This is a genomic window from Cyclobacterium qasimii M12-11B (genome assembly GCF_000427295.1).
GTDB lineage: Bacteria > Bacteroidota > Bacteroidia > Cytophagales > Cyclobacteriaceae > Cyclobacterium > Cyclobacterium qasimii.
In genome coordinates this window covers 1-15,382 of record NZ_ATNM01000013.1, presented here as the reverse complement: position 1 = coordinate 15,382, position 15,382 = coordinate 1, and the positions used below count along the sequence as shown (strand labels likewise).

7 protein-coding genes are annotated in these 15,382 nt (G+C 38.0%); 4 read left to right on the top strand and 3 right to left on the bottom strand.

What is annotated here, in order from left to right:
• Nucleotides 1-22 precede the first annotated feature (22 nt).
• Together ADICYQ_RS00860 and ADICYQ_RS00855 are read right to left on the bottom strand one after the other, a co-directional pair.
• Complete coding sequence (locus tag ADICYQ_RS00860; RefSeq protein WP_020890983.1) at nucleotides 23-2,482, bottom strand: TonB-dependent receptor; 2,460 nt, start codon at nucleotides 2,480-2,482, stop codon at nucleotides 23-25.
• Between the two features lie 78 nt (nucleotides 2,483-2,560).
• Nucleotides 2,561-3,382, bottom strand: a complete 822-nt coding sequence (locus ADICYQ_RS00855) for a helix-turn-helix domain-containing protein (RefSeq protein WP_020890982.1) — start codon at nucleotides 3,380-3,382, stop codon at nucleotides 2,561-2,563.
• Between the two features lie 485 nt (nucleotides 3,383-3,867).
• Between ADICYQ_RS00855 and ADICYQ_RS00850 the strand changes: the two genes are divergently transcribed.
• From ADICYQ_RS00850 to ADICYQ_RS00835, 4 genes are all read left to right on the top strand, one after another.
• Nucleotides 3,868-4,407, top strand: coding sequence for an RNA polymerase sigma factor (locus ADICYQ_RS00850; RefSeq protein ID WP_020890981.1), 540 nt, complete (start codon nucleotides 3,868-3,870; stop codon nucleotides 4,405-4,407).
• A 141-nt stretch (nucleotides 4,408-4,548) separates the two neighbouring features.
• Nucleotides 4,549-5,511: a FecR family protein gene (locus ADICYQ_RS00845; RefSeq protein ID WP_020890980.1), complete on the top strand. Its 963-nt coding sequence runs from the start codon at nucleotides 4,549-4,551 to the stop codon at nucleotides 5,509-5,511.
• Between the two features lie 80 nt (nucleotides 5,512-5,591).
• Nucleotides 5,592-8,843: a SusC/RagA family TonB-linked outer membrane protein gene (locus ADICYQ_RS00840; RefSeq protein ID WP_051160079.1), complete on the top strand. Its 3,252-nt coding sequence runs from the start codon at nucleotides 5,592-5,594 to the stop codon at nucleotides 8,841-8,843.
• 18 nt (nucleotides 8,844-8,861) lie between these two features.
• Nucleotides 8,862-10,475: a RagB/SusD family nutrient uptake outer membrane protein gene (locus ADICYQ_RS00835; protein WP_040413735.1), complete on the top strand. Its 1,614-nt coding sequence runs from the start codon at nucleotides 8,862-8,864 to the stop codon at nucleotides 10,473-10,475.
• Between the two features lie 415 nt (nucleotides 10,476-10,890).
• Here the strand turns inward: ADICYQ_RS00835 and ADICYQ_RS25605 are convergent, their stop codons facing one another.
• Nucleotides 10,891-14,832, bottom strand: a complete 3,942-nt coding sequence (locus ADICYQ_RS25605) for a heparinase II/III family protein (protein ID WP_020890976.1) — start codon at nucleotides 14,830-14,832, stop codon at nucleotides 10,891-10,893.
• Nucleotides 14,833-15,382 lie beyond the last annotated feature (550 nt).

Genomic DNA, 15,382 nt, shown 5'->3' with positions numbered 1-15,382 from the left:
TAGGATCTTATACCTACTGTTTTTAAAACTCTTTGTCTCCAAATTCACTCTTCACAAAACGTGATTTATTTCTTCCAGGGTTAATGGTATAGCTTAGGTTTAACATAAACATATCCACTTCTAAAACGTAATTGGTCGTTGTGTAGAATTCACCTTCTCGCCAGGTGGTTATTCTTTGCTCGTTGGTAGGTAACAATCCCATGTCCATATTGAGCCATTGGAGGGTGGCGCTAAATCGGTCTCCAAAGAAGGATTTCTTTGCTACTAGATTTGGTGAAATAAATCTTGAGTCTTCACCTTGGGCAGTGATTTTTTTGGACAGGTAATTAAGCGACCATTGTAAACTAAACGTGGATGTAAAAGCATAGCTGGTGTTGGCATTTATAGAGTATACCCATGCTGAAGTATCAATGGGTCTTTCATTAAATTGACCATTAATCTGATATTGGTATAAATTGCCGCCTGCAAATACCTTCCATTTTGCTGTAGGATTCAATTCAAGACCTAATTCTAAACCAAGCGATCTACCAGTTCCTACATTGGAATAAATCCGGTTTAAGATAGTGTCGTTGTATATAGTATTTACTCTGTTCACTAAGTTTTTTACATTTCTATAGTAAGCAGTGGCGTAAAAACTGTTTTCACCAAAATCCTGTACCATACCGGCTTCTACCAAGTCTATAAATTCTGGCAGCAAGGTTGGGTCACCTTGTTCCAGGGTCTCGGAATGCTCTCTTTCAGGAAATGGATTCATTTTGAAGGTAGTGGTTCGCTCTACTCTTCTACTGTAAGCAGCTTTAAAATATAAATCTTCATTTGCACTGTATTGGATATTGGCAGATGGATAAGGTTTTAAAAAATCGTAGGTGTAGGTGCTGTCCACCGTGTTTCCCTTGTCCTGTAGATGAAGAGACCTGTCCATGTATTCCAGTCTCAAGCCAGCAGTATAATTCCATTTGCCCTGAATTCCATTTACCTGACCATAGGCCGAATGGATCAACCTCTTCAAATCCACATTTGAAGAAAACTCAGGTACAAGCTCAAATTCGCCCTCACTGCTTTTCCTTTCATAAACAAAATCGCCCTTGTGATTTAGGCTTCTGAATTGGTAGCCAACTTCTAAAGTTCCCCAAGTCTGAGGTTTGGCTTTGTAATCAGTTTGCCAGCGTATTCCATTAAGTGGGTTATCATTGGTGTTGTATTCATCCTGATAAATAAACGAAGTATTTGGATAGCCCAGATTCCGGTTTGTAGTAGGGCCTCCCAGCATGGTGTATTCATATAGAAAAGAGGTAGAGAGTGAGGCTTTATTATCAAAAGTATGGACATAATCAAAACTACCTAATGCAAAATCACTTGTCCTAATCCTTAAATTCTCATTGTAATACTGCATGGTGTAAACTCTCTCTTCATTTACCAATGCATGATTGTCGTAGTAGATGATATCAGCAGTTCTGTCTTTGCTTCTTATTCCTCCGTAAAAACCCAAGCTGAAATTATTCTTTTCATCGGGTACAAATCCAAGGGTAAACCTACCGGAATAGGATTCCTCGTCAAAACCCCGCTCACCGTCTGAGGGAAAGAAAGTAGTTTTGTCATCAATTATAGTATACACCTCGCCTTCCCTGCGGCCATTGATGTCATTTCTTAAATAACTTGCACCAAAAGACAAGTCCCATTCATCTTTTTTGTGGTTGATAGTGAAGTCCGCCCCATATCTTTGTGGCTTTTCCTTGTTGTCATAATCTTGAATACTTGGTAGGCCTATCCTGGTGTTTACTTGAATGTAGGTACCGTCTGTTGCACCCTTTTCTGTAGTTATATTAATGATTCCGGCCTTTCCTTCAGGGTCATACTTGGCAGATGGAGCTGTTACCACTTCAATGTTTTTAATGGCATTGGCGGGCAATTGACTGAGGATTATGGAAGGGTCTGATTGAATAGGTTTACCATTCAACATGACCACAAATCCAGTAGTCCCTCTTACAGAAAGTTCACCTTCAGCATTAATGGTTACTGAAGGGAGGTTTCTTATAAGGTCAATCCCGTTTCCACCTTTCCCCGAAAGGAATTCAGAGGATTCAAAAACCTGACGGTCTACCTTGTGCATGGTTGTAAACCGGGAACCAGATACTTCCACCATTTCTAGCAATTGCTCATCAGGGGAGATAAACAGAGTACCTAAGTTAAGGAGCTTTCCTCTACTAATATTTACCGGTGTTACGATAAGCTTCTTATAACCCATAAATTGAATGCTTAGGTAATAATCTCCTGGTTTAACGCCTTTTAATTCAAAAGTACCATCAGGAGCGGTGACGCTACCATTAATGAGACTGGAGTCAGCAGGGGAGAATAGACCAATGCTTCCATATTCAATGGGAGTATTTTCCTTGGCGTCTTTAAGTGTCCCGTTTATACCTGTTTGGGCATAGACGCAGTTGAAAAAAAGTAAATTTAAAAGGAGTAGTTGGGCTGTTTTCATCAGTTTTATTGCTTTAGATGCAAAATAAGCTAGTAATTCCGTTATTAGCGTGGTATATTTTTACCAATAATGGTGATTTTATGACAATAACCTAGCACGATATTCCATAGGCGTTAAAGTTGTTTGAGATTTAAAGAATTTAATAAAATTCGAAGCATCTGAAAAGTTCAATTGAAAGGCCACCTCATTTACAGAGAAATTGGTGTGGGTAAGTAGGTTTTTGGAAGCTATTAATAAGCGTTCTTTTATGATTTCTATGGCGTTGCATCCAGCAGCAGCTTGACAAATTTGATTGAGTTTGCGACTACTTAGGTTCATTAAATTGGCGTATTCTTCTGAAGTTCTGAGGGTTAAATAATTTTCATTGAGTAATTTTTTTAGCATGCTAAATTCACTGATGAAACTTGGGTGAATATGGTCTTTAAGGGAGGGTAAATGCACTGTCTTTAAAATTAAGGTATTAAGGTGGGCAGACAGTAATTCTAAAGGTTCGTCAGCTTTATAGTCCAAGTAGAAAATATTTAAATGGTCCATTAAGGTGTTTGCTTGTCGAGGCATGTTGAATATGTCGCGGAGCCTAAAAAGATTGTCTAAAGCGGAAGGGTAGTTGGCGAGGGCTTCCTCTTTGAACATGACTACATAGCCTTCTGGGATTTTTGAGAAGTCCCAGCAATGGACTTGGCCTTGGTTTAAATAAAACCCTACGGGTGGAAGCACTTCATGCTTGGTATCGTCTACTATGTGATAACCTGCCCCTTTATTTAAAAATATCAATTCATGGTATCCTTCATGACGATGCGGTATTGTAGGCTTTATTACTGGTTTCATTTTCGAAACCTTGATAACAAGCTCTTTTTCAATTTTATTTTTTTCGCCTATTTCCCTTATTTCTTTTGCCATACCCTATTGAATCAAACTAATTTTGCGCAATAATTACCAATCAGCAAAAATACAGAACCAAATCAGGGTTTTATATAATAGGCAATGTTTTAATTTAAACAAAAGATAAAATACCCCCATTTTACCAAATTAGAATAGTACTTCAACATTGCTTAAAGACTAATAGAGATGATAGCTATCCTTATATTACAAAAAGTTAAAGCCTAAAATGATGTAAAACCCGAGTCGATTTATTTTTTCACAGCCTTTTTTTAGGCGTTTGAAACTTGATTTTGGTACACTTCGGATTTGGGTAACTAAATTATCAGATCATTCACTCGATTCGATAGTTTGATGGTTAAATTTATGGGGGGGCAGTTAAATTCTAGATTAAAAACCACTGAATTCTTAAATTTTCTACCCAGTTCCCTAAAAGTTAATTGGAAACTAGGAAATGTTGCTATAAATTGGAAGGGTTTAGCAAGGGGAATCCTACATTGAATAAAATGAATAACGCTGATATATTATTGTTAAAAGGTATGGCCAAAGGCAATGTGAAAGCATTTGAGGCCATTTACAATAAATATTGGGACCTTTTAGTAAGGCAAGCTTACGCTAAATTAGGAGATTCCTCAGAGGCCGAAGATTTGGTTCAGGATATTTTTTTAACCATTTGGAACAATAGAAAAGAGCTGACGGTGCAAAAAAACTTAAAAGTTTATTTGCTCACAGCAGTAAAGTACAAAGTCTACAAAGTAATTTATAAAAGAAAAGAACTTTGTGATATTTCTTTGATTGATGAAGTGCTGGTTCAATCAGAGGTTCCTAGAATTTTAGAATTTGAGGAATTGTATGAGAAAATAGAAGTGGCCATTGATAAATTGCCAGCGGGTCAAAAAGAAACTTTTAAACTTAGCCGATACCAGCAGCTTTCCACCAAAGAAATTGCGGCTCAACTTCAGATTGCCCCTCAAACAGTTCACAATAAGATTCACCTTTCGTTACTTTTTATACGTGCAGAGATAAAAAATTATCTTTGCGGTTAATTTTTCTGTTAAGAATTTCCCTTAGTTCACCTGTCTTTGATGTTATCAAAAGGTGAATTTTTCATTAAAAGCAAAAAATAAATAAATTTATTAGGTAGTAGGTTACTGTTTTTGACACTTAGTATATATAGAAGGTTAATTATGAATATTCCAAATCATATTTCGCAACTAATAAAGAAGGAATTAGAAGATAAACTAAGTCCGGAGGAAAGACTAATTTTAAACAATTGGTATGAAGGGTTAGAAGTTGGGAATAAAGAAGTCCTGGACACCAGGAAAGAAGAAAATTTAAAAATTTTAATGTCGAAGATTAAGCCTCAACGCCACTCAAAAATAGAGTACAATTGGATTGGCTGGGCAGCGGCATTTATGGTGGTGTTTTTAGGGATATTTGAGATGTATAATTTGAATAACATTGAACTACCCGTTGAGGAAAAGCTAGTTGAAGAGCGTTTTGAAAAATTTATCAATCCCAGAGGAGTGAGGAGAAAACTTACTTTGGCAGATGGGTCAGTAATATTTTTAAATGGAGGGAGTAAGGTGGAAGTCAGCAAACAGTTTTCGGCCAATCGTAAAGTATACCTTGAGGGAGAGGCATTTTTTGAAGTTGTAAAAGATCCTGAAAATCCTTTTGTTGTCGTTACAGATGGCTTAGAAACCAGTGTTTTAGGTACAGCTTTTACGGTTAGTGCTTATAAAGGAAAACCGCAGACAGTTGCGGTGAAAGAAGGGAAAGTAAAAGTAATAGAGGAAGCAGGAGACATTGTTAATGAGGATAATTTTTTAATTGCTAACGAACAGTTGACCTACAAAACAGAAACTGGACTAGGCAATAAAATAAAAATCAACCCAGATGTAAAATTTGCCTGGGTTAATGGAAAGATAATTTTCAACCAGACACCCATTAATGAAGTCTTCATAACTTTGTCCAATTGGTATGGATTAGAATCCGTCGAATTAAGTGATAAAAATATGAAATGTTTGGTGACTGGTAGCTATACCAGGATGACACTAGAAGATATTATGGAATCAATTAAATACGCTACAGGAATTGCCTATGAGATAAACGGGAAGCACTTAAAAGTAAGAAAAGGGAATTGCTAAAAGTGACGCTACTTCCAATAGCGCCACTAATAATATAAGCAATTCATTAAAATTGAATTATATTTAACCATTACAAAATTATGAAAAAAAATTTACTCATCCTTTTTATGAGGATTACTATGCGGATATTTTCCATTGGATGCCTATTTTACCTTGGTTTAGGGGTAGGTTGGGCATATAATTCAGATGCCCAAATAATGAAAGAGACCAAAATCAGTCTTTCTTCGGAAACTGAAAAATTGGTTGACATTTTCAGTGAGATAGAAAAACAAAGTGATTTTAACTTTGTATATGAAAATGCACTTCAAAAAGATTTGGTTTTAAATATTGGTTTGAGCAATTCAGACTTAGAGACTATTCTTGAAGAAATTTCAAGAAATAGCAATCTTGTTTTCAAGCAAATCAATAATACAATAACGGTTGCTGAAAAGAATCCATCAGTTAAAACGAATGCTCCTCCAGTTTTTCTAAAATTGGTGACGGGTACAATCGTAGATGGCAATGGCAATCCTATACCCGGTGCTACTATTTTAGTAGAAGGCACAACAACGGGTACGGCAACAGACCTGGATGGGAATTTCTCTATTGACGCACCAGCAGGAGCAGTCTTGGTTATTTCCTTTATTGGTTATGAGTCAGTAAAAGTTGACGTTGGAAATCAGACGAAGATAAACGTTACTTTAACTGAAGACGAATCTTCTTTGGATGAGTTTGTTGTTGTAGGGTATGGTTCTGTTGAGAGAAGAGAGATAACAGGATCGATCGCCTCCATTAGTCGTCAGGACATTGTTAGTGAGCCTACTTATTCCTTTGAGAGTTTACTTCAGGGTAGAGCTGCAGGGGTAGATGTAGTTGCTGATAGTTACAGACCTGGTGCTGGTGCCACAGTAAGAATTCGTGGTGCAAGATCATTGGTTGCAGGGAATGATCCATTGATCGTTATGGATGGTATTCCAATTGCTGGAAATCTAATGGATATTAACCCATCGGATATTGAATCCATCGAAATACTAAAAGATGCATCAGCTACAGCCATTTATGGTTCAAGGGGATCCAATGGAGTAATACTAATTACTACAAGAAGAGGATATGCAGGCGGAACCCAGATTGAGTACAGTGCTTCTGCAGGTATTCAAAACATATCCAATAAGGTGGATTTGATGGACGCTGAAACTTTTACTGAAATGCAAAGAGATGCTGCCAGACAACAAGGTTCTTACACTACCGATGAGGCATTGTTTCTTGATTGGGAGTTAGAAGGAATTCAAAATGGAGTAGATACAGACTGGCAAGAAGAAGCCTTCAAAACTGGTTTTCAACAAAACCATCAATTAAGTGTTAGAGGTGGAACTGAAGATACAAAGTATGCTTTGTCTGGAACCTACCTAGATCACAAATCAATTGTCTCCAATAATGATTTTTCTCGTTTCGTTGGAAGGTTAAACCTTGATCAAGAAATAAGCAGCCGTTTCAAGGCTGGTGTTTCAGCTCAGGTAACCACCAGTGAGGAATACAGAGGAGGAGACTTCGGAAGCATTATTCTTAGAAGCCCATTGGATTGGCCAGCAAGAGCTGAAGGAGCCCTTTCAAGTGAATTTGCCGTTGGAGAGAGTTTCCCAACCTTGGCACTAGATAGAGATTTATATATTGACAGGAGAGATAGAACCCGTATCATTACCAATGTCTATGCGGAAGCGAAAATAATTGACGGGTTGACTTACAGGTTCAATTTTGCTCCTGACCTTACTTATTATGATAGAGGAACACACCAATGGCAAACTTCTACTGCTAGTGTATCCAATAGTAAGACCAGCAATATCCTTTATGAAAACATTGTCAATTATTCTAAAGATTTAGGCACTGATCATAAAATTCGAGCTACTGGTCTTTACAGTGTACAGACTTTAAGAGAAACAGGAACTGGTGTATCGGTAAGAGGATTGCCTTTCGAACAACAACGTTACCATAATATAGGTACTGCTGAGGAAACCACCTCAAGAAGTTCTTATTTGAATGAATGGGCTCTTGAATCTTATATGCTTCGTTTGAATTATTCAATGAAGGATAAATACATTGTTACCATGACTGGTAGGGTAGATGGTTCATCTAGATTAGCAGAAGGAAATAAATATGGTCTTTTTCCATCAATGGCTTTAGCATGGTTGTTGGATAAAGAGGATTTCCTTAGCAATAACTCAACGTTTGATGAGTTGAAATTACGTGCAAGTTACGGTGACGTGGGTAACACAGGGATTGACCCTTACCAAACTCAAGGAAGAGTGGAAAGAGTTGGTTATGCTTTTGGTGACCAATCAGTTTTCGGTTTCCAAAGTGCTGAATTGGCGAACTCTGAATTGAAATGGGAAAGAACAAGACAAATTGATATTGGAGTTGATTTCTCCCTTTGGAATAGCAGAGTAATGGGTACTGTTGGCGTTTACCAACAAAGAACCATTGATCTACTTATGAACAGACAATTGCCTCCAACTTCAGGATTTGCAAGTACATTGGAAAATGTTGGTGCAACCAGAAACAGAGGTTTTGAGTTTAATGTGTCCATAGTTAATGTGGAAGCCAAAAGACCAGGTGGTTTTAGATGGACTACGGACTTGGTTTTCCATGCCAATAAAAATGAAATTACTGAGTTATACGGAGGAAAAGAAGATGATCCAGGTAACCTATGGTTTATCGGACAGCCAATTAACGTCTATTATGATTGGGAATTCGTTGGTATCTGGCAGGAATCAGAACGTGATCTTGCAAGTTCTTATGGTGCCAGTCCTGGTGACATGAAATTAAATGACCTTAACAACGATGGTAAAATTGGTGCAGATGACAGAATGCTTTTGGGCTCTGATGTTCCAAGTTGGACTGGAAGTTTGAATAACCGGATCACGTATAACAATTTTGATTTTGCATTTTTTATCTACACCACTCAGGGAATTAATATTTTCAGTGAGGCAGGAGGAACTTCTCTTGGGGGTATGCTTAACCTTAGAAGGGGATATAACTTGAACTCAAGAGATGTAGATTACTGGACCCCAGATAATCCGAGTGACGAGTATCCTCAACCAAGGGTGCGTGGCCATGATTATTCTACTCCTATGGGTTATTTTGATGCAAGTTTTGTTAGGGTTAGAAACATTACCCTAGGCTACAGTCTTCCTGATAACCTTTTGGACAGATGGGGCTTGAGAAAATCCAGAATTTATTCAGGAATCCAGAATCCTTTTACTTTCACTCAGTTTCCTGGATTGGATCCTGAAGGGGCAAGAGATCTTGATATGCCAAATTACAGAACCATTTTGTTCGGTATTGAACTTGGATTTTAAACTACTAATGTCTAAAAGATGAAATCTACAATAAAATATATACTTGGATTAGCTGTCTTTAGTACCTGCATAAGTTGTGCAGACTTGACAGAAAATATGATTACAGATACAGTTGCTGATGTGCAATTTTCCACTGCAACTGGATTGGATGAAGCATTGGTTGGTGCCTATGTGCCCTTAAGGTGGTATTATGGAAGAGAGCCGGGACTATTGATGAATCTGTTTGGAACAGATATGTTCATGGAAGGGCAAAGTTATAACTCTGAATGGGATAATTATGGACCAGGTTTAAATGCCTCAACTGTGCTTTCACCTGCTGGTGATGTATTGGTTTGGGAACATTTTTACAAAGGTATCAATTATGCCAATACGGTTATTTCAAGAGCTGATGGAATAGAAGGGCTGAATGAGACTACCAAATTGGAAAAGATAGCCGAAGCAAAGTTTCTACGTGCTCATTATTATTTTGTATTGGTGCAGCATTTTGGCCCAATTCACCTGACTTTGGAAGAAACTACAGGTGTTGAATTGGAAGCGTTCAGAACTTCTGAAGAAGAGGTTTATGCTGCTATTATCGACGATTTGGAATATGGCATGGAACACCTTCCTATTGAACAAGTTCAGTACGGAAGACCTACAAATGATGCTGCAACCAATCAATTGGCTAAGGTTTACTTGACCATGGGTAACTATGAAAAAGCTGCAGAACTTGCGATTAAGGTAATTGAAGGAGGAAGACATCAATTGTTGGATAACTATGCTGATATTTTCGATCCTTTTAACCAAAGACACGATGAAGTAATCTGGTCTGTTCAATGGGGTGATAATACAGAAGTAAACAACCCTGGAAATGAACTTCAACGTTTTCTAGGCCCAAGACAATGGTTACTACCAGGTCTTATTGGAGATGATATGTTCCACGTTGGGATTGCTCGTTTCTGGCCAACAGATTATACACTTACTACATTGTTTGGAAATGATTATAGAAATGGTGGCTTACATATCAGAAATGATTCTAGATATAGCGTTACCTTCAAAGAAGCATGGATGTACAATGATGAAGCCAATATTCCTGCCGGATTCTCTATAGGAGATACAGCAGCATGGTTTACCAATGATCCAATTAGGAGAGAATTTTCTGCAGACGAAATAGCAAATGCACCTTATAGGTTGGTTATTATTGAAGACAGAAATGATGTGTTTTCTCCAACTGTACAAAAACACCGTTATCCTTATGAAAGAAATAATGGAAGGGATTATATGTACATGAGATTGGGTGAAACTTACCTTATGGCTGCTGAAGCATTGATGATGCAAGGTAAAATGGATGAAGCAGTGACTTATTTTAACACACTTAGGAAAAGAGCTGAATTTCCAGGTGGAGAGGAAATTCCTTTGATTACTGCTTCTGAACTTGACATCGACATGATTCTTGACGAAAGAGGAAGAGAGTTGGCTGGAGAATTACACAGATGGACTGATTTGAAAAGAACAGGAAAACTGTTGGAAAGAGTGAGATTGTACAATCCAAATGGAGGTCCTAATATTCAGGAGTACCATACACTTCGACCTATTCCTCAGAGCCAAATTGATAGAACTAAAAATGATTTCCCACAAAACGATGGGTATTAAATAATTGCTTGCTATTGACTCAGTTTTTTTGATCAAGTAGCATTTAATTATAGCGTAATACTAATTCCCCCGACTTTTGTAAGTCGGGGGAATTTTTTTTAGCAAAGTTCTGATTTAAGGTGGAATTGAAAATATTTAAGGAATGTTAGGTATTGAATTTATGTCGATATTTAGCAGTATTCCTGTGGATATAAAAGCAATCGTAAACCTAAAATCCGAGGTCGTTTTCCCGAATTCCAAAAGTCAAAACCCAATGCTATTGACCTTATGTTTCCTTCAACTTTTTGGATGAGGAAAGAATAGAATTAGACCCTAAGTTCGAACGTAAATTTTGGAATAAATAGACCAACAAGAAGCTGTATTCAATGTAGATTATATTGATTAACACATTGTCTTTTGCATCTTCTAATTTCAATTACTCTAGTACATAGGTTATGCTTTCTTTTTCTCCATTATTGGTTATTTCCAAGGTGACTTTCTTGCTTCCAATTTTGGTTTTTGAAGCTATTTTAACATCCACATCAGAAGGGGTTGTTCCTTTAAAAGGTTCAAGACTTGTAACGAACCTCATGCCTTTTCCCTTACCATTCCAATCTTTCTGAAAAGAAAATGCAGGCCTTGGCTCTTTCTTAGTATAAATAAAGGATACTTGACCTTCCATTGGGTTTAGCTTTAGCGCTTCGGTCTCATGGGCTTTAATTGAAAGGTTATAGCCCTCATCAAACAAAGTTTTAACAGCAAGCTGATTCTCATCCATTTCCACCTTCCCGGGAGCGAGTTGGAAGTTCAGGTCAAGAACACCTTGATCCTTTCCTAAAGCTTCATCAATAATGATAAATAGAGATTTGTTATAAAAAATTACGGCTCTTCTATGCGCCATTCCTTCATAATTCTGATTTTCAACCACTAAGATATCGTGTTTCTCTCCCGGTTGCCAAAGGAGTAATTTTGGGGCATAAGCAATGTTTTCCCCGTTCAGGGTGAGGGTTTGATGCACTTTGCTTTGCCTGAACCAAGCCCTACCTTCAGGATCGCCACTATAGATAAAGCTCCCTGAGTCTGGTGTGAGGTTTCTTCCGCCTGCATAAAGCTCAAAGGTGCCATTGTCAGGCTGACTATGTCCACCACCATCTGGGCCACATTTTAATACCAATGAAATGGCTGAAGGATCCCAGTCACTTCTCATGGAGTACAATCCACTTTGGGGGAAAGCAAATGCTGTCTGTTCGGGTTTGATGCCTTTTTCTCCTTCAGTACCCACATACAGAAAATCAGGTCTGTCAAAAAGCGCTGCCCAAGTTAGTAGTTTTTCATAATGCTGTCCAGGGTTACCTGTCCATGCATCTCCAAACTGAGGCGAAGTACCATCTGGAAATGCAAGTTTCATGGGTACTTCTGCCATTTTTTCGATCAAGCTTAGGTAATCTTCCGAAAAACGATTTCCCATTCCATTCATTTGAGCCAGTTCATAAGTCCTTAAGAACCAACTGATACTTCCCATATGATAACCAAAAGCCAGTTCCCTTTGGTGGCCATCAGGATAGACTTGTTCATGTATTTCATTGTTAAACCGCTTTATAGCTTCATCCAACCATTGGTCTGATGCGGTAAATTCAGGGAATGTCATGGCAATAAATGCCATTCCTTCGGCCTCCATTAAGGCCCAGTTGCTTCCAGAACTGTATTTAGTCATCAAATATTCGCTATGGTCATAAACGCTGCTTAAAAAGAAAACCAGTGCTTCGGGACTGAAATTTGGTGAATGAAGAAAATTGTTAAATACGTGGGTCCACCTGTTGCCTCGAATACCAGCCTCTATGGATCTCCATGCTAGGGGGTGATCCTTGTCTCTGGGGTTTTTAATCACCCAATCCATTATTTGTTTGTTCCACTCGATGGCAAATCTTTCATCGTGATTTTCTTTGTAAACCTTGCCCATACTTTGCCAGAACACCATTCTGTTTAGCTGCCAAACCCATTCCTTGTCCTTCACAGGCTGACTCTCCCAATCAATATCCCATCCAACAAATTGAGAAGCGTAAGCGGGTTGACCAACCATAACATGATTCAGAGCATTTTCAGCATGATTAATGTCCTTTTGGGAGGGATTTCCGGAATAGTGTGCATTGTCTGAGGGATGCTTTATCCTTGTTCTATTTTGAAAATAATTAAGTAAATAACGCGCTGCTAACAATGGGTTGTTGCTCTGGTCTTTTACCTCATCCGGTAAATTTAGGTTTTGAGCTACTTTATTCCATTTCTCAAGGAAAAGGTCATTTGGAACAATGGCTGAGTTAACCCTTTTATTATGTTGCAATAAATTATAAGCCCAGGTTTCTTCAGGGTTTTCTTTATAGTTTATGCCCAATGCTCCATTATTGCGAATAAGGTTGTCATTGATTGTTAATTGATGATTACCTTGGTCTAGTTGTTCTAAAAACAATCCGTTCCGATCATTTCCCTCCAATAGGTTTTCTGTAATCGCTATCGCTTGAGATTCATTGATCTGAATGCCATCCAATTTGTTTCTGCTGCTTTCATTGTTTTCTATGGTAATACTTTCACACAGACTTGCCATGATTCCTGAACCCCAAGGTGAATTGCTAAACCTACTCTCTTTAATGGAAATGTCCGCGGAACGGAACAGGTGCAGGTTATGGTGCAGGCCTTTTCCTGGTACTACATTGGAACCGTTGTCACTAAAATCACAATTAGTGATACTAATGGCTGTGACTCCCCGTAGAGAAACCCCATTTTTGGTGAAATTTCTTACCGTAAGGTTTTCAAGTTGAATGTTTCGGATTTGGTTTGGTATATCAGCAGCTAAAACCAAGCCCTCTCTTCTAGGTGCGGATTGTCTTGCACGAGATCTTCTGCCTTGGTTGGGGTCATATTCTGGTTCAGCACTTGTTCTACCTTCAATTACAAAATTCTTTAGCCTGATGTTTTCAACTTCAGGGCTAAGGTTTCCCATGGTAAGGCCACTTACCTCTTCATCAAGCAAGAGAATGGTAGATAAACCGGACCCTTCTAAATGCGTGTTGCTTGGTAATTTTAAGGTTTCCATTAGCACATGCTCGCCTTTTGCCAATAAGACCTTTTTACCAGATTGACTTCCTTTATCTATTGCCTTTTGGATGGACTGACCTGGGAGTACTTTTATATATTCCTCTGAATTCATTTGTTCCAAGTCAAAACTTGCACCAGTTTTTACCCTTGCTGCTTGCAAAGGTTTCTTCCCTCTCTCCAGGTGATTAACCTGTTTAATAGGTGCTCTGTGGGCTTCTAGAAATCCCCAGGTTGAACTAGGTCTTGTTAAGTCAAGTGCTTTTCCAGTATATGGCATATTGACCTGCTTCACTTTGGTGTAATGGGAATAGACAGACTCGTAAATGTCCCTAAATTCACCACGCCCTCTTTGTGAAATATCGCCATAGACAGGTACCTCCTCACCAAGCATAAACTTGGTGGTGTATTCAAAGCCTAGCGCTAGCCTGTTGTCCGCTACAGTATAAAAGTCTACCCCTTGGGTCCAGGCTATTTGGGCAGCTTTAGCAAATTCCCCGAGACCTAATTGCACATGTGGCCAATCTCTGGTTGTTTCCTGTATTTGACCATTTGGGTAGATGTATTTGGTAATTCCTCCGTTATTGGGCCCCCAAAAATACCTGTCGACTGCTCTTTTAAAAATATCAGGTCGGTCTGTAAATATACCTATGCCAAGCATGGTATTGATCATGGCAGCATCCCAATTGCCATTGGCTTCTGTGAAGAAATCCTTGATATATGGATAGAAAACCGTAAGCATAACTTGCTCGAATTTCTCAATTTCACCTTTGTCCCATCCGGAATGGCTATACCTTAATATTTCTGCTGCATTTAAGAAATACTGCCCTGTCAATGCCGCAATTAATTTTGCATCATTGTCATCAAAATCCCATAATTGCGTAGACCATGCATCAATTATTTCAATGGCTTTTGTAGCATGAGATTTCTCTTCTGTAATGTACCAAAGCAATGCCTGTCTGTAGGCTTCTTTAGCACTTGAAGAAAGTTCTCTATGCCCTTGGCCTTGCCGTCCGTAAGAACCCCTAACCACATGGGTGAATGCCTGTACTTTAAAATCATCAGTTGACTCTTTTTTTAGGTTTTCGAAACTGGTTTTCCACGGCTCTATTCCTTTCTGGATCTGGGATTTCATATAATCCAAATCAGCTTGATTTTGTAAAATTCCTGGATGTACAAAAGAAGTCGGGTATACTAAATCTGAATGGCTTTCAGAAATCTGAGCCAGACTACAGAAACTGGCGAGTATTGAAATGGCAAAAAAGGCTATTGTTAGATGGGTTTGTCTCATGGAGTATATCAAAGCTTTGTTCTAGAATTGAAAATATACGGGTATACCTTCAAAAAAGAAAGCATTTTAGTGACGTGTGAAATTAGTAACAGGAAATGATGAAGATGAATGATGGTATATGGACTGGAATTGGTCTTACTTCAAAAAGGTTTGTGATAAGATAGCATTAGCCATTTTTTAAGTATCTGGTATATAGGAGGTAATCTTTGATAGTCAGGTTTTTGGCAGCCTTTATATGTGAGTGGGCTTAGGCGGGATAAATTCTCTTTTCCAATAGTCAAGATTGTTTTATGAACCTTAGTCCTCAAAATTAAAGCAATTCTAAGATTATAAATAAAAAAATAAAACATTTTGAATTGTAATTTTAAACGATTATTTGTTTTTATTATTATAATTTAATACATTTTCATAGTAAATTCTATTATATCATAGATCTAATTTCCCATAATACACCTATAGTTAATCATATATATTATTTAATTAAATATTAATTGATGTAATAATTTAAATTATTGCCTTTACGACTTAAAATTAATTTAATTAAAACCAC